General features: G+C 44.9%; 20 protein-coding genes and 1 riboswitch. Of the genes, 5 read left to right on the top strand and 15 right to left on the bottom strand.

Features of this window, described 5'->3' with window-relative positions; genetic code table 11:
* From bioC to bioB, 4 genes are read right to left on the bottom strand one after another with little or no spacing between them, the layout of a single operon-like run.
* Positions 1-819 (bottom strand): malonyl-ACP O-methyltransferase BioC, encoded by an 819-nt coding sequence (gene bioC / locus D104_RS24155; RefSeq protein ID WP_024023225.1) that lies wholly within the window; start codon positions 817-819, stop codon positions 1-3.
* The gene (locus tag D104_RS24150) at positions 803-1,606 is read right to left on the bottom strand and encodes an alpha/beta fold hydrolase (RefSeq protein WP_024023224.1); all 804 of its coding nucleotides are present in this window, start codon (positions 1,604-1,606) and stop codon (positions 803-805) included. The genes bioC and D104_RS24150 overlap by 17 nt, the downstream gene beginning before the upstream one ends.
* 38 nt (positions 1,607-1,644) lie before the next feature.
* Entirely contained in the window at positions 1,645-2,829 is a 1,185-nt protein-coding gene (gene bioF / locus D104_RS24145) for an 8-amino-7-oxononanoate synthase (RefSeq protein WP_024023223.1), read from the bottom strand.
* Positions 2,813-3,892, bottom strand: a complete 1,080-nt coding sequence (bioB, locus tag D104_RS24140) for a biotin synthase BioB (RefSeq protein ID WP_024023222.1) — start codon at positions 3,890-3,892, stop codon at positions 2,813-2,815. Before bioB ends, bioF begins: the two co-directional genes overlap by 17 nt.
* Positions 3,893-3,930: 38 nt before the next feature.
* Between bioB and D104_RS24135 the strand changes: the two genes are divergently transcribed.
* Both D104_RS24135 and bioA read left to right on the top strand, forming a co-directional pair.
* Positions 3,931-4,707: a ComF family protein gene (locus D104_RS24135; protein ID WP_024023221.1), complete on the top strand. Its 777-nt coding sequence runs from the start codon at positions 3,931-3,933 to the stop codon at positions 4,705-4,707.
* Between the two features lie 30 nt (positions 4,708-4,737).
* Complete coding sequence (gene bioA / locus D104_RS24130; protein WP_024023220.1) at positions 4,738-6,024, top strand: adenosylmethionine--8-amino-7-oxononanoate transaminase; 1,287 nt, start codon at positions 4,738-4,740, stop codon at positions 6,022-6,024.
* 69 nt (positions 6,025-6,093) lie between these two features.
* Here the strand turns inward: bioA and D104_RS24125 are convergent, their stop codons facing one another.
* The 6 genes from D104_RS24125 to rpsF form a co-directional block, all read right to left on the bottom strand.
* A complete protein-coding gene (locus D104_RS24125) occupies positions 6,094-7,647 on the bottom strand; it encodes a methyl-accepting chemotaxis protein (RefSeq protein WP_235075897.1) in 1,554 nt (517 codons plus the stop codon).
* Between the two features lie 100 nt (positions 7,648-7,747).
* Entirely contained in the window at positions 7,748-9,130 is a 1,383-nt protein-coding gene (gene dnaB, locus D104_RS24120) for a replicative DNA helicase (RefSeq protein WP_024023218.1), read from the bottom strand.
* Positions 9,131-9,250: 120 nt separating this feature from the next.
* Positions 9,251-9,694: a 50S ribosomal protein L9 gene (rplI, locus tag D104_RS24115; protein WP_024023217.1), complete on the bottom strand. Its 444-nt coding sequence runs from the start codon at positions 9,692-9,694 to the stop codon at positions 9,251-9,253.
* Positions 9,695-9,716: 22 nt separating this feature from the next.
* The gene (locus tag D104_RS24110) at positions 9,717-10,553 is read right to left on the bottom strand and encodes a hypothetical protein (RefSeq protein ID WP_235075896.1); all 837 of its coding nucleotides are present in this window, start codon (positions 10,551-10,553) and stop codon (positions 9,717-9,719) included.
* Positions 10,554-10,598: 45 nt separating this feature from the next.
* Positions 10,599-10,829 (bottom strand): 30S ribosomal protein S18, encoded by a 231-nt coding sequence (rpsR, locus tag D104_RS24105; RefSeq protein ID WP_024023215.1) that lies wholly within the window; start codon positions 10,827-10,829, stop codon positions 10,599-10,601.
* A 26-nt stretch (positions 10,830-10,855) separates the two neighbouring features.
* Positions 10,856-11,260, bottom strand: a complete 405-nt coding sequence (gene rpsF / locus D104_RS24100; RefSeq protein ID WP_024023214.1) for a 30S ribosomal protein S6 — start codon at positions 11,258-11,260, stop codon at positions 10,856-10,858.
* A gap of 291 nt (positions 11,261-11,551) precedes the next feature.
* On the opposite strand from rpsF, the gene D104_RS24095 reads away from it, so the two are divergent.
* The 3 genes from D104_RS24095 to D104_RS24085 are packed head-to-tail and all read left to right on the top strand — an operon-like array spanning position 11,552 to position 14,144.
* Positions 11,552-12,277: a MipA/OmpV family protein gene (locus D104_RS24095; RefSeq protein WP_235075895.1), complete on the top strand. Its 726-nt coding sequence runs from the start codon at positions 11,552-11,554 to the stop codon at positions 12,275-12,277.
* A gap of 58 nt (positions 12,278-12,335) precedes the next feature.
* Positions 12,336-13,232, top strand: coding sequence for a DMT family transporter (locus D104_RS24090; protein ID WP_024023212.1), 897 nt, complete (start codon positions 12,336-12,338; stop codon positions 13,230-13,232).
* 18 nt (positions 13,233-13,250) lie between these two features.
* Entirely contained in the window at positions 13,251-14,144 is an 894-nt protein-coding gene (locus tag D104_RS24085) for a DMT family transporter (RefSeq protein WP_024023211.1), read from the top strand.
* Here D104_RS24085 and D104_RS24080 read toward each other — a convergent pair.
* From D104_RS24080 to D104_RS24060, 5 genes are all read right to left on the bottom strand, one after another.
* Positions 14,141-15,007 carry a DMT family transporter gene (locus D104_RS24080; RefSeq protein WP_031214569.1) on the bottom strand — a complete coding sequence of 289 codons (867 nt, stop codon included), beginning with the start codon at positions 15,005-15,007 and terminating at the stop codon, positions 14,141-14,143. The genes D104_RS24085 and D104_RS24080 overlap by 4 nt on opposite strands.
* Before the next feature lie 74 nt (positions 15,008-15,081).
* A complete protein-coding gene (locus tag D104_RS24075) occupies positions 15,082-15,786 on the bottom strand; it encodes a thiamine ABC transporter ATP-binding protein (protein WP_024023209.1) in 705 nt (234 codons plus the stop codon).
* Entirely contained in the window at positions 15,773-17,461 is a 1,689-nt protein-coding gene (thiP, locus tag D104_RS24070; RefSeq protein ID WP_235075894.1) for a thiamine/thiamine pyrophosphate ABC transporter permease, read from the bottom strand. Before thiP ends, D104_RS24075 begins: the two co-directional genes overlap by 14 nt.
* A complete protein-coding gene (thiB, locus tag D104_RS24065) occupies positions 17,437-18,477 on the bottom strand; it encodes a thiamine ABC transporter substrate binding subunit (protein ID WP_024023207.1) in 1,041 nt (346 codons plus the stop codon). The genes thiP and thiB overlap by 25 nt, the downstream gene beginning before the upstream one ends.
* Positions 18,478-18,568: 91 nt before the next feature.
* Positions 18,569-18,690, bottom strand: a riboswitch (TPP riboswitch).
* Positions 18,691-18,712: 22 nt separating this feature from the next.
* Positions 18,713-19,939 (bottom strand): 3-deoxy-D-manno-octulosonic acid transferase, encoded by a 1,227-nt coding sequence (locus D104_RS24060; RefSeq protein ID WP_024023206.1) that lies wholly within the window; start codon positions 19,937-19,939, stop codon positions 18,713-18,715.
* Positions 19,940-19,941: the final 2 nt, after the last annotated feature.

The following is a 19,941-nucleotide window of genomic DNA, read 5'->3' as shown; positions in this document are numbered from 1 at the left end:
TCACTCCTGAACATACATTGGTTTTTGAGCCACAACAAAAGCAACCTGATAGCTCAATGGAATACCCTGTTCACTACGCTGCTTTTCATACTCACGCAGAAAATGTTTCCACGCACTCGGAGGTAGAGTTTTACTCTCATCGGATGAGATTAAACTCGCCCCCACTTTTTTCAGAGAGTGAATCGCCTTTTCTGGCGAGTCAAACCACATAGGCACATTCGCGCATTCAGAAGATAAAAGACGTAGTCGCCCATTTTCAACACAATCAAACAAGGATTTCGCCTTCATATACTGATGCACGTGCGCTTTATCGTCTATGGAAGACCACGCCTGACTAATTTCTGGCATCGACCCTTCCAACAACGTAGAAAAAACCACACAACCACCAGGCTTGAGCACATGATAAAGCTGATCAAATAAGCGCTCTGGAGACAAACACCACTGAATGGCGAGACTTGAGAAAATCAAATCAAAAGACGCCACCTGAAAAGGCAACTGCTCTGCATCCGCACACACGTAATGGGTATTTTGCAAAGACGAGAAACGGTCGCTCGCTACCGCCAACATCTGCTGAGACAAATCGAGTGCGACGCAATTTTTCGGCGTCAGCCTTCCAGACAAATAGCCCAACGCCTGCCCTGTCCCCGTTCCAAGATCCAACACGGTATCTGCAGTCTCTACAGGCAATTTAGCCAAAAGGCGCTCTAGCACAATCTTCTGAAAACCGGCATAAGCATCATAAGAATGGGAAGCTCGATCAAAACGTTTAGCTAGCTGTCGTTTATAACCAAGCGAAGGCGTGTCATGTGTTATTAGCATCGATAAAATTTTCTATATGACGGACACAAACCTCTTCGTCTTCAAGAAAAGGTTGATGTGCACAGTTTGACAATACAACACATTGTTGCAAAGGGTTTACATCTGTCTGTTGCTCTAAAGCATTACTAGAAACCAATGCATCCTTGCCACCTAAAAGGTGTAAATTCGGAACATCTAAAAGAGACCACTCACGACGAATATCAAGCGACCTTAATAATCGCAACCCACCAATTAATGCCGCGCGATTTAACGTTTTAATAGGTAAAAATGACTGCAGTTGCTTAACAAGAGCACGTTCATTATTCGCCCCCTTTGCTTGCAACATAACAAATCGCTGCAACCCTTGCTCTGGGTTACTTTCGACCAAATTGGCAAACGTATCAAAGTCATCCGTCGCCATCGCACTCTCCCAACCTTCTCTTTTCACAAAGCTCGGAGAAGCCGATAAGGTAATCAACCCCAATACACAACTAGAACGACGTGCAGCAACATACGCAGACACCATGCCACCTAACGACCAACCAATCCACCAAGCCTCTTTGGGCGCGGCATCGATCAACTGCTCTGACAAGGCATCAATATCATAATTAGGGCCGATACGGGATCGTGAAATCCAATGTTCATCAAGCGAAATACTAGGCAAGTTGGCTAAAACAACATAAAAACGTTTACTCAGACACAAGGCAAAAGAATGCATTACCTCTTTTGGCATTGCCCAACCAGACACCATAAAAATGGCTTGATTAGTTGAGTCCCCAAAGGCTTCTGTTTCAATACGTGCTCGCATGCTGTCCCTCTATTACTTTGGATTTAAACGTTTTGCGTTTAAAAATTCGCTGTTAAAACGTGTTCAAGTGAATCGCATAGTAACACTAAATCTGCCTTAGAGTGGGACGCGCTTAGGGTGATTCTTAAACGCGAACTGCCGATTGGCACTGTCGGCGGACGAATCGCCGTACACCAAACACCCAATAATTTGAGCTGCTCACTAATCCTCAGCGCTGCCTTGCTGTCACCAACAATAATTGGCTGAATAGCGGTATCTGATTCCATTAAAGTGACCGGTAAAGATTGTATCCGCTGTCGAAAGTACACAATATGCTGCGCCAATCGCTCACGCCTTTCTTGACCTTCAGCGGACTGAATCATTCGCAGCGACGCCAAGGTTGCTCCCGCCATCGCGGGAGACATTGCGGTAGTGTAAATATACGGTCGAGCAAATTGCGTTAAATAATCGGCATAATCATGGGACGTTGCCACAAAAGCGCCCGCCGTACCAAAGGCCTTCCCAAAAGTACCGACTAATATAGGTAATGTTGCCGCATCCAAACCAGCCAAAGACAAGCAGCCTTTTCCCTCTTCACCGAGACAACCTAAGCCATGAGCGTCATCGACCATAAACATCCAATCGTGCTCAATAGCCAGTTTAGAGAGTTCAGCCAATGGCGCAACATCGCCATCCATACTAAAAACGCCATCGGTGATGAGCAACCCTGGAATAGTGGATCGAACGAGTAATTTTTCGGCACTTTGCACATTGCCATGCAAATAGCGACGCAGTGGCGCCTGGGCTAATAATGCACCATCAATCAAAGAAGCGTGATTCAGCTTATCTTGCACCACAGGACGATGCTTTCCTGCTAATGCAGAAATCACCCCAAGATTTGCCATATAACCCGTACTGAACAACATAACTCGTTCGTAGCCGAGCCAGTCCGCAAGGGCTTCTTCTAATTGTTGATGAGGAGAAAGATGACCACAAACCAAATGCGAAGAACCACCACCAACACCATACTGCTGAGCAGTATCGTGCATCGCTTTAATCAACTTAGGGTGATTGGCCAAACCGAGGTAATCGTTAGAACAAAAAGCGGTATAGCCCTGAGCATTAATGTTAGTGTGCGGAATTTGAGGACTATCTAAAGTCACCGTTTGGCGCATCAAATCTTGCTGTTTACGCTCTTCGAGCGCAGACAGCATCCAATTCGGCGATTTAGGCACTGGCTTCATAAAACAGTTTTGCTTCTTCTTGCTTAACCGCTTGTGCTGCAATAGCTTCGGCAACCGCTTCATCAGAATGTTCTTCACGTTTCTCAGGGTTAATACCCAAATTAGCGAACAACGCCATGTCTTTATCGGCTTCAGGGTTACCCGTTGTAAGCAGTTTTTCACCGTAGAAAATAGAGTTCGCGCCCGCCATAAAACACAAGGCTTGAGTCTGTTCATTCATGCCATGACGACCCGCCGATAAACGAACATGAGACGTTGGCATAATAATTCTAGCAACCGCGATGGTGCGAATAAATTCAAACGTATCAAGATCGTCAACATTTTCCAGCGGCGTTCCTTCAACTTTGACCAACATATTAATTGGCACACTTTCTGGGTGAGGTTCCATCAAAGAAAGCTGACGCAATAAACCTACTCGGTCTTTTTGTTCTTCGCCCATCCCCATAATGCCACCGCAACAAAGCTTAATCCCAGAGTCGCGCACGCGAGACAAGGTATCCAAACGGTCTTGGTAGGTGCGAGTTGTAATAATGCTGTCGTAATATTCGGCAGAGGTATCCAAGTTATGATTGTAATAATCAAGACCAGCATCGGACAAGCGCGCCGCTTGATCATCATTTAATGTCCCCAAGGTAACACAGGACTCTAAACCCAAAGACTTAACACCTTTGATCATCTCTAGTACATAAGGGAAATCTTTCTCTGAAGGGTGCTTCCAAGCCGCCCCCATACAAAAACGGCTGGCGCCTTTTTCTTTGGCCAACGCCGCTTCTTCCAACACTTTTTTTACTTCCATCAATTTTTCTTTTTCAAGCTCAGTATTGTAATGGCCACTTTGCGGACAATACTTGCAATCTTCAGGGCAAGCCCCAGTTTTGATCGATAAAAGCGTACTTACCTGAACTTCATTTGGCGTAAAATTGTCTCTATGAACCGTCTGTGCGCGAAACATCAAATCCATAAATGGAAGGTCAAAAAGTGCCTTCACTTCAGCGTGAGTCCAGTCAAAACGTGGCTCATTCGTTAGTGCGGAAGGCGTGTTTACAAGCGTGCTAAAAGACATGGTATCCTCGATCAAAGAAATTCAATGGAGCAATACTAATGGACTGGAAAAAACTGTCAACCACAAAAATAACCGAGGTTTACAACAGGTTATTTTTAAGTCGATGCTATTTATGCCGTGCCAAAAGCAGAAACGCACTTTGCTCCTACTGCCAAGAAGGCCTACCAACCAATACAAATAGCTGCCATCACTGTAAACTTCCACTACTAACAACCAGTATTCTTTGCGGACAATGCCAAACATCCCCACCAGCCTATCAAACTTGCATCGCACCCTATCGATTCGAAGGCATCATAAAAACCCTTATCCATAGCATTAAATTCAATCAGGGCAATCACTACATTCGCCCACTCACACACCTACTAAGTGAGAAACTCATTCACGCCTATGAACAGGACAGCTGGCCAGAACAATTACTTTATGTTCCCAGCCACCCTAGCCGAATCAAAGAGCGCGGATTTTGCCAAACAAAAACACTGTCTTCGCATTTGATCCGTCATTTACAACAAAAAATTGGTAAGAAGTGCCCGATCTACACAAAAAACAACCCCATAAAGAAAGTCAAAAACGCCCAAACGCAGCATTCATTAAGCCGAAAGGAACGCCTTAAAAACCCTAAAAATAACTACACAGTAGACAACTCAACAGCCAAGCACGTCGCCCTGCTCGATGATGTAATGACCACGGGAAGCACGATCGAAACCTGCACCAAGCTTTTATTAAACGCGGGAGCTGAACGTGTCGACATATGGGTTATCGCCAGAACACCAGAGAAGGACAACCCCCATCTAGCCATCACACAGACCTTTCGTTAGTATGCTCGCAACAAAACAATGGTCAACGTCATGAAAACTTCACAAGAATACCTAGAATTAGACAAACAACTGCTTTGGCACCCTTACACCTCCATGAGCAACCCCAGCCCACATTTTCTTGTCGAGAAAGCTTCGGGCTGCGAAATAACCTTAAGCGACGGACGCACACTGATTGATGGAATGTCTTCATGGTGGAGTGTGATTCATGGCTACAATCATCCACGAATAAACGCCGCTATTCAGCAACAACTGTCTCAATTTTCCCACGTCATGTTTGGTGGTCTAACTCACAAACCCGCCATTGAGCTCGCAGAAAAATTAATCGCTATTACACCGGCTGAACTGCAACGTGTTTTCTTCTCCGACTCTGGTTCTGTTTCCGTTGAAGTGGCATTGAAAATGGCCATTCAATATTGGAACACTCAAGGCAAACCTAATAAGCAGTTTTTTGTCACACCAAAAAGCGGCTATCACGGCGACACATTCGCAGCCATGTCTGTGTGCGATCCTGAAAATGGTATGCACAATTTATTCAACGCCACATTGACCCAGCAGTTTTTTGTCTCGCCGCCACCCACTGGTATTCACCAACCGGTGAAGACAGAATATTTAGACGAAATACGAAAAACCTTCAAAGCAAACCACCAACAGATTGCCGGCTTTATCATAGAACCCGTTGTACAAAACGCCGGAGGCATGCGCTTCTATAATCCTGAATACCTCAACCAAATCAGAGCGCTTTGCGATGAATTCGATATACTTTTAATTTTCGATGAAATCGCCACAGGCTTTGGGCGAACCGGAAAAATGTTCGCGACAAATCACACCAATATCTGTCCAGACATTATGTGTGTCGGCAAAGCGTTAACAGGGGGTTATATGACGCTGGCCGCAACATTAACAACCGATAAAGTCGCACTTGGAATCAGCGCCAACGACGGCGTCTTTATGCACGGCCCTACGTTCATGGGAAACCCTCTTGCCTGCGCCGCCGCAAACGCCAGCCTATCACTACTTGGTGAGTACGACATTCCTGAAAAAATCACTCAACTAGAACGTTGGATGAAAGACGCTCTTATACCGTGCACCCAACTTGAGCAAGTAAAAGAAATACGCTGCCTTGGCGGCATAGGCGTTGTCGAATTAAAAAATGCCGTTAATCTACACGATATTCAACCTAAATTCGTTGAACTTGGTGTCTGGGTTCGCCCATTCGGAAAACTCATTTATCTAATGCCTCCATATATAATTAGCCAAGCGCAAATCCAAACGCTTGCCAATGCCATTTACCACATCATCAGCGAAGAGCGCCATTAAGCCTAAACAAAAAAAAACCTTTGAGAGCACTCTCAAAGGTTTTTAAAAACACACCAAAACAAGCCTAATTTACTGCTTCATACGCTCAGCAAGATTACCCTGTTCATACGCCTCTTCTTCGATATGACTGATGTTGATCACGATATTTTCAGCACGCTCGATACTATTAATGCTAAGTGCATCCACTTCTCGCATCTTCTCATTAAGATCACGCGCAACGCTCGCCTGTTCTTCTGAAGACACATTAATTTGCGCGGTCATTTCGACGATTTGCTTGATAGCCGCTTCGATATCACCCATTTTTTGAGCGACTTTATTCACGCTATCAACACCTTCTTGCGCCACAGCCGTTCCTTTATCGATCGTATTCGACACATCTGCAGTATTTTTCTTTAACTCTTCTGTCATGTCATTAATGCTTTGCGTCGCATTCTGTGTACGTATTGCTAGCGCTCGCACCTCATCCGCAACCACCGCAAAACCTCTCCCTGCCTCACCAGCACGGGCAGATTCAATCGCGGCATTTAAGGCAAGTAAATTCGTCTGCTCAGCAATGTCACTGATGGAATTAACCACACTATTAATGCTGTCACTGCGCTCAGCCAAAATATCGACCACTTTTTTTGCATCCGATATATCCTGATAAACTTGACGCATCGTTTCGCCAGTTTGTTGAGACAATACGCGACTTTCACGAGACAGAGCACCAACCGATTCCGTTGCCTCAACGGCCACATGAACATTGTCCGCCACGAGCGTCACACTAGAAAGTAACTGAGAGCTCGCCGCAACAACTTCCTGGAATGTATTTCGTTGTTTATTAAAGTTTGCAAGGTTCGTTGATACACTTGCTTTTGCTTCGGAGGCTCTATGCTGAAGCTGCTGCGCACCTTCTTTTAGACGGTACCGGAATGTATTACCTGCGGCTTCTTGATGAATCTTAGCAAATTTAATGGCGGCCTTAGAACCTATTGTCTTGCAATACAGATACTGTCCAATCGGATTTTTAGCTTCAGGCGATAAACCTGAAACGACTGACTTCAACGATCGGCATTGGCGATAATTCAACCAAGCACCTAACACAGCCAAAACAGGTCCAGCAATTTGCAACGCCATCACGTCTGACAACAACCCAACCAAGGCCAATAAGACAAAACACGCCATCAAAGGCCAAGCCGCGTTATCTAAATACGCTGACGTTTTAGTTAATGATGGCACCAACGCCTTACCTGAATTAATACGATCATAAACGGACTGAGCATGTTGAATCTCGTCACGGGTAGCCTTGCGTCGAACCGACTCATAACCAACCACCTGACGCCCATCCAACAATGGACTAACATGCGCACTCACCCAATAATGATCACCATTTTCACAACGGTTTTTCACTAACCCCATCCAGCTATTACCCTGCTTAAGGTTTGCCCACATATCAGCAAACACAGCAGAAGGCACATCGGGATGGCGAATAAGATTATGCGGAGCGCCAATCAGCACGTCTCGCCCATAACCCGCCACATCACAAAAAGCATCATTAACAAACGTAATACGCCCTTTTACATCCGTGCTAGAAACCAAAGTAGAACTTTCGGGAAAGTCATTTTCTTTATTTGTTACTGGCATTTTGCGCATAGATAAATCTCAATTCCATATTAGTTATTTTTATAACGGTTTTCGCTATTTGTCATTATTTGTAAGTAATACAAAATACAACATATAGACCTTATTCGTCATCAAAATCTCGATAAGCATCCGGTGCTAAGTCTTCAAAACGCGTATATTTACCCACAAAGGCCAATCGACACGTCCCTATTGGACCGTTACGCTGCTTACCGATAATAATTTCAGCAATCCCTTTATGAGGCGTGTCTTCGTGATAAACCTCATCACGATAAACAAAAGAGATCACATCCGCGTCTTGCTCGATTGCACCAGACTCACGCAAATCCGAGTTTACTGGACGTTTATTCGGACGGTTCTCCAAACTACGGTTAAGCTGAGATAAGGCAACAACCGGACACTCCATCTCTTTAGCAATGGCCTTGAGTGAGCGAGAGATCTCAGAAATTTCATTGGTACGGCCTTCGGTATAGCCAGGAATTTGCATGAGCTGAAGGTAATCGATCATGATCATTGCCACACCACCATCGCCATGCTCACGTGCGATACGACGCACACGAGAGCGCATTTCTGTAGGACTAATACCTGCCGTATCATCAATAAACAGTTTTCGATCTTTTAGCATTTTCACGGCAGACATTAACTTATCCCAGTCCTCCTGCACCAATTGACCGGAACGCATTCGAGTTTGGTCAATTCGACCAAGTGATGAAAGCATACGCATCATTAACTGCTCAGAAGGCATCTCCAAACTGAATACAATGACAGGCTTATCGGTGATCATGGTGGCATTTTCAACCAAGTTCATTGCAAACGTCGTTTTACCCATAGAGGGACGACCTGCAACAATAATGAGATCCGACTTTTGCATGCCTGCCGTCATCTCATCCAAATCCGTAAACCCTGTACTCAAGCCTGTAATGGCACCCTCTTGATGATAAAGCTCATCAATTTTATCCACTGTGGCGCTCAGGATATCAGCCACAATTCTTGGGCCGCCTTTCTTCTCACCACCTTCGGCAATCTGAAAAATTTTCCTTTCGGCTTCATCCAGCACTTCTGCCGCTGTCATACCTTCTGGATGAAAAGCGCGCGCAGAAATATCGTTGGTGGTGGAAATCAATCGACGCAGAATGGATCGCTCGCGCACGATATCAGCATAAGAGGCAATGTTAGACGAGCTTGGCGTGGCCTCCGCGACCTCGATTAGATACGCCATACCACCAATGGATTCTAAATCACCACGCTTATCTAGACGCTCACCAATAGTAACCACATCGATAGGTTCAGACTCATCCGCAAGACGCGCAATGACTGTGAAAATAAGCTTATGCTCTGGGCGATAAAAATCGTCCGCTATAACCAACTCCGACACTTTTTCCCAGGCATCTGGATCAAGCATCAAGCCACCAACAACAGACCGCTCAGCCTCAATAGAATAAGGGGGTAATTTAATAGAAGCGACTTCAGAATCATTTAGTTGCACGCAAAACACCTACACAAAAACGGAAAAAATAGAGAAAGATCAGCTTATCACGCCCATAAAAAAAGGGCATCTTGCAATAAACAAGATGCCCTTTTTTAAACAAGTAATTTGTAAAACAAATTACTCTGCGATTACCGCCAAAGTAACAGTAACAATCACTTCAGAATGAAGTTGAATGTCTACTTCGAAAGAACCAGTGTGACGAATCGCGCCTTCAGGAAGACGGACTTCAGCTTTTTCTACCGCTACTTGCGTAGAGATAGCTTCAGCGATATCACGAGTACCGATTGAACCGAAAAGCTTACCTTCATCACCAGCATTTGCAGCGATAGTGAAAGTTTTGCCTTCTAGTGTTTGAGCACGAGTTTCTGCTTCTGCTTTACGCTCAGCTGCTTTCGCTTCAAGTTCAACACGACGCTCTTCAAAGCTAGCCAAGTTAGCTTTAGTAGCCATTACAGCTTTTTTGTTCGGAATCAAAAAGTTACGAGCATAACCAGGTTTAACGACTGCAACGTCACCAATACCGCCTAGCTTGTTTACTTTGTCGAGTAGAATAACTTCCATCTCGATCACCTCTAATTAATCATTAGCTATCACTTGAGTTGGACGCTTTACCCTGGATTCTAGAACGAATATTCACAAAACTATCAATCACACAAAGTGCGACCAAAACGTTTGCAAAATAGACATTTAGAACAAAAAATCCCACAAGATAAAATGCGATCAGTCCAACAACCCCAATTTCTTTTTTTGCTAAAACACCATGTACTAGGGCAAGCCCCGGCAACACTAAAGCAGGTATAGCCGCTTGAGATAAAACAATAAAGGATCCGCCTAAGCTCTCACCTATTAAAATCATTCCACCTAATGCTAAGCTGATTGCCACAGGCAATCTCAACTGATGAAACTCAGTACGCAAACCGCCTGGATTATAGAGCCCTGCCTGCCATTTTCTTGCCAAAAACAATGAAACAACAGCGATTACCACTTGGAAGATGGACACAGCCACCACCGCCTGGCTAAAAATTAAATTTTTATCAGGAGCTTCAACACCCTCAGAAACCAACACTTTCTGAACCAAAGCAACAGCCAAGTTCAAAACATCGGTCATTAAAAGCGGTTGAAGCAGCGTACTAATAACAGCCAGAATACTGCCAGCTAATAGCACCCAACTCCATGACATGGTTGATCTAAGTAAATAGCCCAACAACATCACATCAACAAACACCATAAGTGCCGTTGCATCACCTTGAAGTACCCATAGCACAAGTGCTGGCAGGCAACCCCAAACTAATACAGATATTCCTTCTTTTACACCTTTTCGAAGAACCACCAATCCTAAGATAGCGGCCGCCAGCCAAAACATCATCGGTATCAAACCAAACGCCATCACGCCGATAATGGCATTCAAACGTTTTTTCATTACCCATTTAGCTAAACCACTCATAAAAGCGCTTCTTTAAGCCTATTAATTAAAATGGCTATCAGTGTAAGGAAGCAAAGCAATATAGCGAGCGCGTTTGATAGCAGTCGCTAATTGACGCTGGTAACGTGCCTTTGTGCCAGTAATACGGCTAGGTACGATTTTACCAGTTTCAGTAACATAACCTTTCAGTGTGTCTAGATCTTTGTAATCGATCTCTTTAACGCCTTCTGCAGTGAAACGGCAGAACTTACGACGACGGAAAAAACGAGCCATGAGTGTCTCCTAATAAAAAATATTGATTAATCTTCAGATTCTTCAGCTACTTCGTCAGTATTATCGTTGCTACGCTCTTCACGTTGAGGAGCAGAACGACGATCTTCACGACCTTCAGAAGCTTTAATAGGAGAAACGTCAGTTACCGCGCCTTTACGACGAATCACCAAGTTACGGATGATGGCATCGTTGTAGCGGAAAGTGTCGTTCAATTCAGACAAAACACCTTCAGAACACTCAACGTTCATAAGAACGTAATGTGCTTTGTGAATTTTGTTGATTGGGTAAGCTAGTTGACGACGGCCCCAATCTTCTAGACGGTGTACTTGGCCACCATCTTCAGTGATTAAGTTAGTGTAACGCTCAACCATTGCTGGTACTTGTTCACTTTGATCTGGGTGAACCAGAAAAACGATTTCATAATGACGCATTTAAGCTCTCCTTATGGGTTCTAGTCTCCACGCTTCCCCTGTTATAAAGCCTTGAGACAAGGAGTATTGATTTACAGGGACGCGCATTATATAGCACTTATGGACAATAAGTAAACGAATTCAAACGCCGATAGGAAAAGCTTTCATTGTGAGAAGGCTTAATGCGCTACATCGATATAACCGAAGCTCGCTATTCGTACAAAACATTCATATTTAATATGAATGTTTTACAGGCAAGGTTGAAGACAATAGAATCATGTGAATTCTACTATATTTATGAGTATTGGCATCATGAAGAAAGCTTTTCTGGCACTGCTTTTGTTTACCTCTTTTTCTGCTCAGGCTGGCGGCAGCCTAGGCGTCATAGGCGTTCTATCCGAATCCATCTACAAAGACACTGATGCTCGTTCACTCGCTCTGCCAAATATTTCTTATACTGGAGAACGCTTCTATTTTCGCCTACCTGAAATAGGCTATCAATTATTACCTAAAACCCCGCTACAAAGCTTTGCTGTTGGGCTCTCTTATGAAGGATCGAAATTTGATCCAGATAACTCTGATGACGCTAACGTGAGACTACTCGACGACAGAGATGCCAGCGTCATGGCCTTCGCAAGCTATCGATTGGGCCCAATTACAACCAAATTGGCGCAAGACATTAGTGGCCAGCATGATGGCTTTTACGCTCAAATTTCAGCAGGATACCCAATTCAACTGGCGGCCTGGAGGATTATTCCATCCATTAGTTATCGATATATAGACAGTAAAATGAGCAATCATCTGTTTGGTGTCTCCCAAAGTGAGTCGACCAAAACAAGCGGGGGCATTACGGCCTATGATTCCCCGTCCGTTTCTCATACTAGCTATGGCATTAGAGGCATTTATCCATTAACGCAAAGCGTCAAAGTCATGCTAGGAATCAATCACACAAAATACGACAGCGCGGTTTTAAAAAGCCCTATTGTTGAAGATGATTCAATCACATCAGTATTAGCAGGTGTTATTTTTTCTTTTTGATGCGATCCACAAAACACACATCCGCTAAGCGGACTTTGACGCCACGGAATAGGATGCCATGAACAACTTTTCAAAGGACAATCAAGCGATCATCTTCGGTCTGGGTGCCGTATTACTTTGGTCCACGGTTGCGACCGCATTTTCAATTTCTCTGAAGTACTTATCTCCGACCCAGCTTCTTCTTATCGCAAATATAGTATCTTTGATTTTTCTCATCGCCCTTCTTACCATGAAAGGAGAGCTTAAACTCTTCTTTTCATACGCAAAGCAGTCTTGGAAAGCGTCTCTTTTTTTTGGCACAATCAATCCTTTTTTATATTACTTAATACTGCTGCAAGCCTATAAATTGCTGCCCGCACAAGAGGCTCAGGCCATAAACTACACATGGGCGATCATGCTGAGTTTCATGGCGGTGCCTCTTCTAAAACAACGCCTAAAGATGGCAGATTATATTGCTGCTGGCGCGTGCTACTTTGGCGTACTCTACATTTCTACTCGAGGGCAAATTGACACGCTGGCGTTTACAAACATAACAGGTGTCGCGTTCGCATTGTTCAGTACCATTATCTGGGCCTTCTATTGGCTTATGAACACGAAAGACACACGCCCCAGTTTGATAGGGCTCACACTCAATTTTGCATTTTCCTTGCCGCTTATTTTTTTGTTTGCTGGCATAACAGGCGAATTGAGTCATTGGAATACGGGGGGGTTATGGGGCGCCGTTTACATCGGCTTGTTTGAAATGGGCCTTAGCTTCGTCTTATGGAATAAAGCTCTAAAGCTAACATCACACGCAAGCCGCATTGCTAATTTAATATTTCTTGCGCCGCTATTATCCATTGTGTGGCTATCTCAGTTTGCAGGCGAGCCTATTTTAACGTCTACATTGGTTGGCTTAGGCTGTATTCTTGTCGGCCTATTTATCCAAAACTGGGCAAAAAGAAATAAACAATAATTATAATAAGGACTAAAAATGCCAGCGTTTATCTATCTACTGCTTCCCATTTTATTTTGGTCAGGCAATTACACCCTAGGGCGCCTAACAGTTACCGAGGGCATCGACCCATTCTCCATTTCTTTCTTACGCTGGAGCCTTGCCTGCCTCATTATTTTACCTTTCGCGTATAAAAAACTGTGGCGAGAACGAAAAATTATCGCTAAAAATTGGCCGTTACTCGTTCTTTTTGGCTGGCTAGGTATTTGTAACTACAACCTCTTTTTGTACATAGGACTCACATCGACCACGGTAACCAACGCCGTATTACTCAATTCAATCATGCCTGTGATGATCCTGATCACCGCACGATTATTGCTTGGTAATAAAACATCTTGGCTACAGAATACAGGCATACTCATTTCGACGGTGGGCGCGATCGCCATCGTGAGTCGTGGCAGTCTGGACACACTATTGCACCTCAGCATTTCACAAGGGGATCTATGGATTATCGCGGCGGCAGTGAGCTGGGCTATTTATTCTGTCATGATAGCCAGACGCCCAAAAGAAATGTCATTAATCGGGTTCTTTGCCTGCACTGCTTTAATTGGCACCTTGTTTCAAGCCCCGCTATTTTTCCTTTTTGGACACAGCCAACTCAGTAGTTTTACAGTAGGAAATTGGGGAACCATTCTTTACATGGGCGTCTTTGCATCGGTCGGTGCTTTCTTATGCTGGAATATAGGCATTCAAAAACTCGGCGCGGCGACAGCGGGGCATTTCATTCACCTTCTTCCCGTATTCAGTATCGGATTGTCCGTGCTCTTTTTAGGGGAAACTTTGTTCAGTTTCCACTATGTTGGTATCGCGTTGATTTTTTCAGGAATTTTTGTCGCTACTTTATTAAACAAGAAACTTAACCCTAGTAATTAGCCGAGTTTTTTCGCCATTCGAGTGCTGATCAAGATGCTTGAAAAGATAAACAACATCCCTAGGATGGCGAAAATATCTGGCACATGACCCCAAACCACCAGCCCCCAGAAACCACTGAATACAACCCCTACATAACTGACTGGCGACACAATACTCGCCGGCGCGTAGGTATACGCCTTGTTATAAAGATACATACCAACGTAAAGCGTAATCGACACCACAGCAACAAGCGGCCAAACCTCAGTCGGCAACAATAAGGAATCCCCTTGGATGAACACCAGAGGAAGCGACAACAGGGTCGACACCAAAAAATACACGAATAAGGTCTCTTGCCCCGACACCTGATGAGACAACATTCGCGTCGTCACCATAGAAAGCGCCAAGCCGATAGCGGATACAAAACCGACCAAATGCCAAGGATTCAAATGACTTGGCGTTGGCTGAATAATGAAAGCGACACCAATAAAGCCAACAACCAAAGGCAGCCAGCGCGCTCTCGGAATCCGAATGCCATGCAATACTAGAACAACAAAAGGCACACAAAGCGGCGCGCAAGTACGCAACAAAGACGCTTCCACTAAAGGAATGTGATTCAGCGCCCAGTAATAAAACAAAAAGCCAACAAAACCACCAAAACTGCGTAAAAAATGAATTTTCCAAACTGAAAAAGGCCGTTTTTGCCAACGGCCGCGCATTTGCGGTAACAAGACCAAAACGCAAAATAGACTTTGCCAGAAAACCAACGTCGACACCGCAATCATGGTCTGAGCTTGTTTCGCCGCCAATGCGGTAACCGACATAACGAATGCATAAGCAATCGTCATCACAATGCCTTTCTTTATCAGTACCTTATCATCCATCATATCGAATTTTTTCTGGCCTTAACTGTCCATATTGATGCTGATATTTAACCTAATAAAACGCCGATGTCGAGCCCTTAGACACTTCGACTCGACATACCAAGATAATTCGAAAACAGCGGATGGGGCTTCTCTTGCGCCAAAACAGAAGCTGGCTCATGTGCCACCACTCGCCCACCTTCCACCAAGATGACACGCCCACCAACAAGGCTCGCTTCATGAGGCAAATGGGATACCAACAAAGTCGTCAAACCAAACTCTTGAGTAACGTCATTAACCAAATACAACATTTCCTCCCGTAAAGCGGGATCCAATGCACTAAACGGTTCATCCAATAACAAAATCGGTTTTTTACGCACCAGCGCTCGAGCAATCGCCACTCGCTGAGCCTGACCACCAGACAAAGCCTGTGGAAAACGCGTTTTTTTATCACCAAGCTGCGTTTTTTCTAATGCCCAATCAACTTTTTCTCGTTGCTCAACACTTAAAGACAACGAAGGAGACAAACCAATCGCGACATTTTGCCAAACCGTCAACTGAGGAAAGAGGTTATCACTCTGAAACAAGGTTGAAATCGGTCGCTCATAAGCAGGCAAAGCGAGCAGCGAACCATCATTAAAAAACAGCTCACCTCGCCCTTCTAAAAAACCACCCAAGAGATGCAATAAAGTACTTTTACCCTCACCGCTTCCCCCAAGTAAGGTTGTCATTCCAGGTGAGATACTTACCTGATAATCGGCATAAAAGGCTTCCCAATTGTATTGAAGATTAATGTTTAGCACGCGGCTTGCCTCCTGCCATTTTTCTAGTCACTATTTTTCCGCCAATCAATTTCCCACCAACCGCCTTTCCACCAATGAAACGAGAAGCGCCATAAAACAAAATCAAACAAAGGGAAATCAGCACCACAGCCACACTCGCCCCTTCTTCTAAACGATACGAGCCAATCAATTGAAAAAGATATAAAGGCAAAGACACCAATCCCTGACTGCCAAACAACGCAATCACCCCCATATCACCAAGCGAAAGCAAAAGCGCATATCCAAAGGCTTGCGCGACACTGGCACGGATCAAAGGCCATTCTAAACGCCACCGCGACCAAGATCGAACCCCCAAACTGACATACAAATTACGATAACGTCGCTCTTGTTGATATAAAATAGGCATCAGAGCGCGTAGCACAAAAGGAAGCGCCATCACGGCATTTACCCACACCACAATCCAATAGCTGGATTGAAAGCCCCAACCTAGGTCACGCAACCATAAAAACAACCCTGTCGCGATAACCAACCCCGGCACCAGTAAAATCATATTTCCGAGATGCTCAAGCTTATTGGGCAAAAAAGACAAATATTGTCGCGCCATACAAAAACGCGCAAGCACGCCAAAACAGACACCTAGCAACAAACTGATCACGGCGGCAGGAAAGGCAATTTTCAACGAAGTAAAGACCGCCAACCAAAGACCCGATGACAATAACGTCGTTAAGAACGTGGCGGAAAAAATCGGATCAAAAATAGCCAAGAAAGGCGGCACAATCAAAATAAACACACTCAGCAACGCAGCCCCGTCCGCGGCTCTCGACCAAATAGAATCCCTAACGGGATAGCTTTGTATCGATAACAAACTCGCATCCTGTCGGTTCACTGGCGTAATACGATAGACAATCACCGCAAACAGCGTACAAATACTCACTTGCAACAAAGACAAAAAGCTCGCCTTGTTAAGGTCAAAGTCAAAACGAAGCGCCTGATAAATGGCCACTTCCAACGTACTGGATTTTGGCCCACCCCCTAAACTAAGCACCACCGCAAAGCTCGAAAAACACAACATGAAAATCAGCACAAACGCGCCCGGCAGCACCTTTTTCATATAATGCCATTCAATCAAACGAAAGGCAGTCCAACGGGAAAAACCCAACTGGGACGCTTGACGCCATTGACCAGAAGGAATCAGCCCATAACCCTGCAATAGAAGTCGCACCGCCAACGGCATATTAAAAAACACATGTGCCAATAAGATTCCGACCAAACCATACAAAGGAATTTGTACGCCAAAAATTTGACTCAACCAGCCACTACGACCATACACTACGACCAAGCCCAAAATCGCCACAATGGTGGGCACCACCATGGACACTGCAAAAAACTGTAACAAAATAGCTCGACCACGGAACTGGCGATGAATAAGGCAAGAGGCAACAGGAATGGCAATCAACAAGCTAATGACACTGCTTAGCAACGCTTGCCATAATGAGAAGCGCACCACTCGCCAAAGATACGGCTCGTAGAAATAGTCGACCCAACCACTGATGTCGCTATAACGCAAAAGAGCCGCCAAACTGGCCGCTCCCATTAATAAGAAAAAGCCCACACCCAGCAGCGCTGGGAGTAAGCTTTTTACAGTACGAAAAAAAAACAAATACACCCTACTTATCGTGTCGTGGCCTCTAGCCACTCGTTCACCCAAGCTTTGCGATTTTTAGCCACATCCGCCGCTGGTAAGGTCAACACCTTAGTCGGTTGTAATGCACTATCAAACGCCGCAGGCAATGCGTCTTTCAATGGAATAACCGGTAACATCCAATTGCCCGTCGCGACTGTCGATTGAAAACCAGGTTCTAAAATAAAGTGCATAAAGCGTTTAGCCAATGCCGGATTAGGCGCATCTTTCATCATGGCTGCCACTTCAATTTGAGGGTAAAGACCTTCACTGGCTTGAGCCGCTTTATATTTATTCACTCCTTCTGCCACAATATGGTACGCCGGAGAGGTGGTGTAACTTAATACCACATCCGCTTCGCCTTTTAAGAACAAACCGTAGGCGTCTGACCAGCTTTTTGTGACCGTTACTGTATGGCTTGCCAATCGGCTCCACGCGTCTGCGGCGTCATTACCGTACACAGATTTCACCCACAACAACATCCCCAAACCTGGTGTACTGGTTCTTGGGTCTTGATAAATCACTCGTAAGTTATGATTGTCGATAACGTCTTTCAAAGACGTTGGCGGTGTTTTAAGCGTGTCCGCATTATAAATAAACGCGAAGTTACCCTGATCGAATGGCACAAACGTGCGATCTTTCCAGCCGCCGGCAATCGTTACTGCTGACGTATTAACGTCATGTTCAGCCAGCAAGCCACTTTTTCTTGCTGCTTCCATTAGATTCAAGTCAAGTCCTAAAAGCACATCAGCCTGAGATGACTTACCTTCTAATTGCGCGCGCGACAAGATGCCAACAGAAGAGTCCAAGGCAACAAAATTTAGCTCGCAGTCGCACTCTTTTTCAAAGTTTTCTTTTATTTTTGGCCCCGGCCCCCAATCAGAAGCAAACGCATCATAGGTATAAACATTTAGCGTGTCTTTCGCGCTTGCCACAGGAGACAAGGTCATAATTAAGCTCGCACTCAAGGTAAATAGAGAGGCTTTAAATAGAGAGGCTTTAAATAGAGTGAAAGTCGAAGGTTTTTTCAAGGTGTCGCTCCTAACAATAAGTGAGCGGCGTACAGGGGAAATGGCAAGGTACTGTCTTAAAGTACGGTTTCAAGCTACCGTTTTGTGGTAATGAAACTTGCTATCTCGATTCCTACGCCAGCATAATCTGGATCAGGTTCGGTGGGTTAGCGATCAATTCGCTTCTCAGCTCCAGTCTTTTAAAAAAAGGCCAAAGCACCCCATGAGATAATGAGCGCTTATTGTAAAGAGTCCCTCAACGGAAGTCTATTTCCGAGAGCACTCGCGTTACCGCGCCTTGGTTCTTCTCAGCAAAACGCAATGCCGTTTGCCCCAGTCGATAACGTTGTGAGGATTGCCCAGCCAGCGTCATGACAACGTCTTCTAATTGAGCTTCATCCTGACACCGAACCGCACCATTCACTTGCAGCAACTGATCTGTGATGTCTAAAAAATTAAACGTATAAGGCCCGACTAGAATAGCCTTACCAAGTAAGGCTGGCTCAATAGGATTGTGGCCACCACGTTTGATCAAACTGCCACCAACAAAAGCAACATCAGACGCTTGATAATAATTCATCATTTCACCCATCGAGTCGCCAATCACCACATCAAAGCTTGACCACTCATCTAATGGGGTGTTGCTACGCAAGGCCACTCTATCGAACGATTGTTTTGCCAAAGCACACACTGCGTCAAATCGTTCAGGATGACGAGGCACCAGAATCAACAAGGCGTCTGGGTATTTTTTCAACAATGTTTGATGTGTACGCAATAGCATCTCATCTTCGCCTTGATGCGTGCTGCCACCCACCCAGACGAAACGCGAACCTAACTGCTTGCGCCAATTGTTTTGGAAAACCTCTTGCGGCACAGCAAGATCAAATTTAATACTTCCGGTGACCAGCACTTTTTTCGCACCCAACGCTTCGAATCGCTCGGCATCCGCTTGCGCATGCGCTAGAAATCGATCAGGAAGCAGAAACAATGGGCGAGAAAGAATGGAAAGTTTTTGGTAACGTTGAAAAGAACGAGCACTCAGGCGCGCATTAACCACATCGATTCGTAAACCTTGGCGCTTCGCCAACTGCAATAGATTAGGCCAAAGCTCGGTTTCAACCACCAGCAAGTGTTTACAGGTCAGCTTACCTAACGCCCTTTTGACACCGCAACGCCAATCCATTGGTAAATATCGGTGTTCTGCAAAAGGAAAAGCTTTCTCTACTTGCTCCGCACCTGTTGGCGTCATAGTCGTCATCAAAAGGCGACGTGTTGGAAATTTTTCTCGCCACTGTAGCACCAACGGCCGAACCGCAAGCACTTCACCGACAGACGCACAGTGAATCCACAAATCCGCCTCGACATTTGGCCAAAAACCAAGCGCCTCTTTTGCACGATAGTGTTTATAGCTTTTACTGAATCGACGGATTTTTAATAAAATCACGGGGGACAATAAGACCAACAGAGTTCGGTACAACCACATAA

This window comes from Marinomonas profundimaris (genome assembly GCF_000508165.1).
Lineage (GTDB): Bacteria > Pseudomonadota > Gammaproteobacteria > Pseudomonadales > Marinomonadaceae > Marinomonas > Marinomonas profundimaris.
This window is presented reverse-complemented; position numbering and strand designations above follow the sequence as displayed.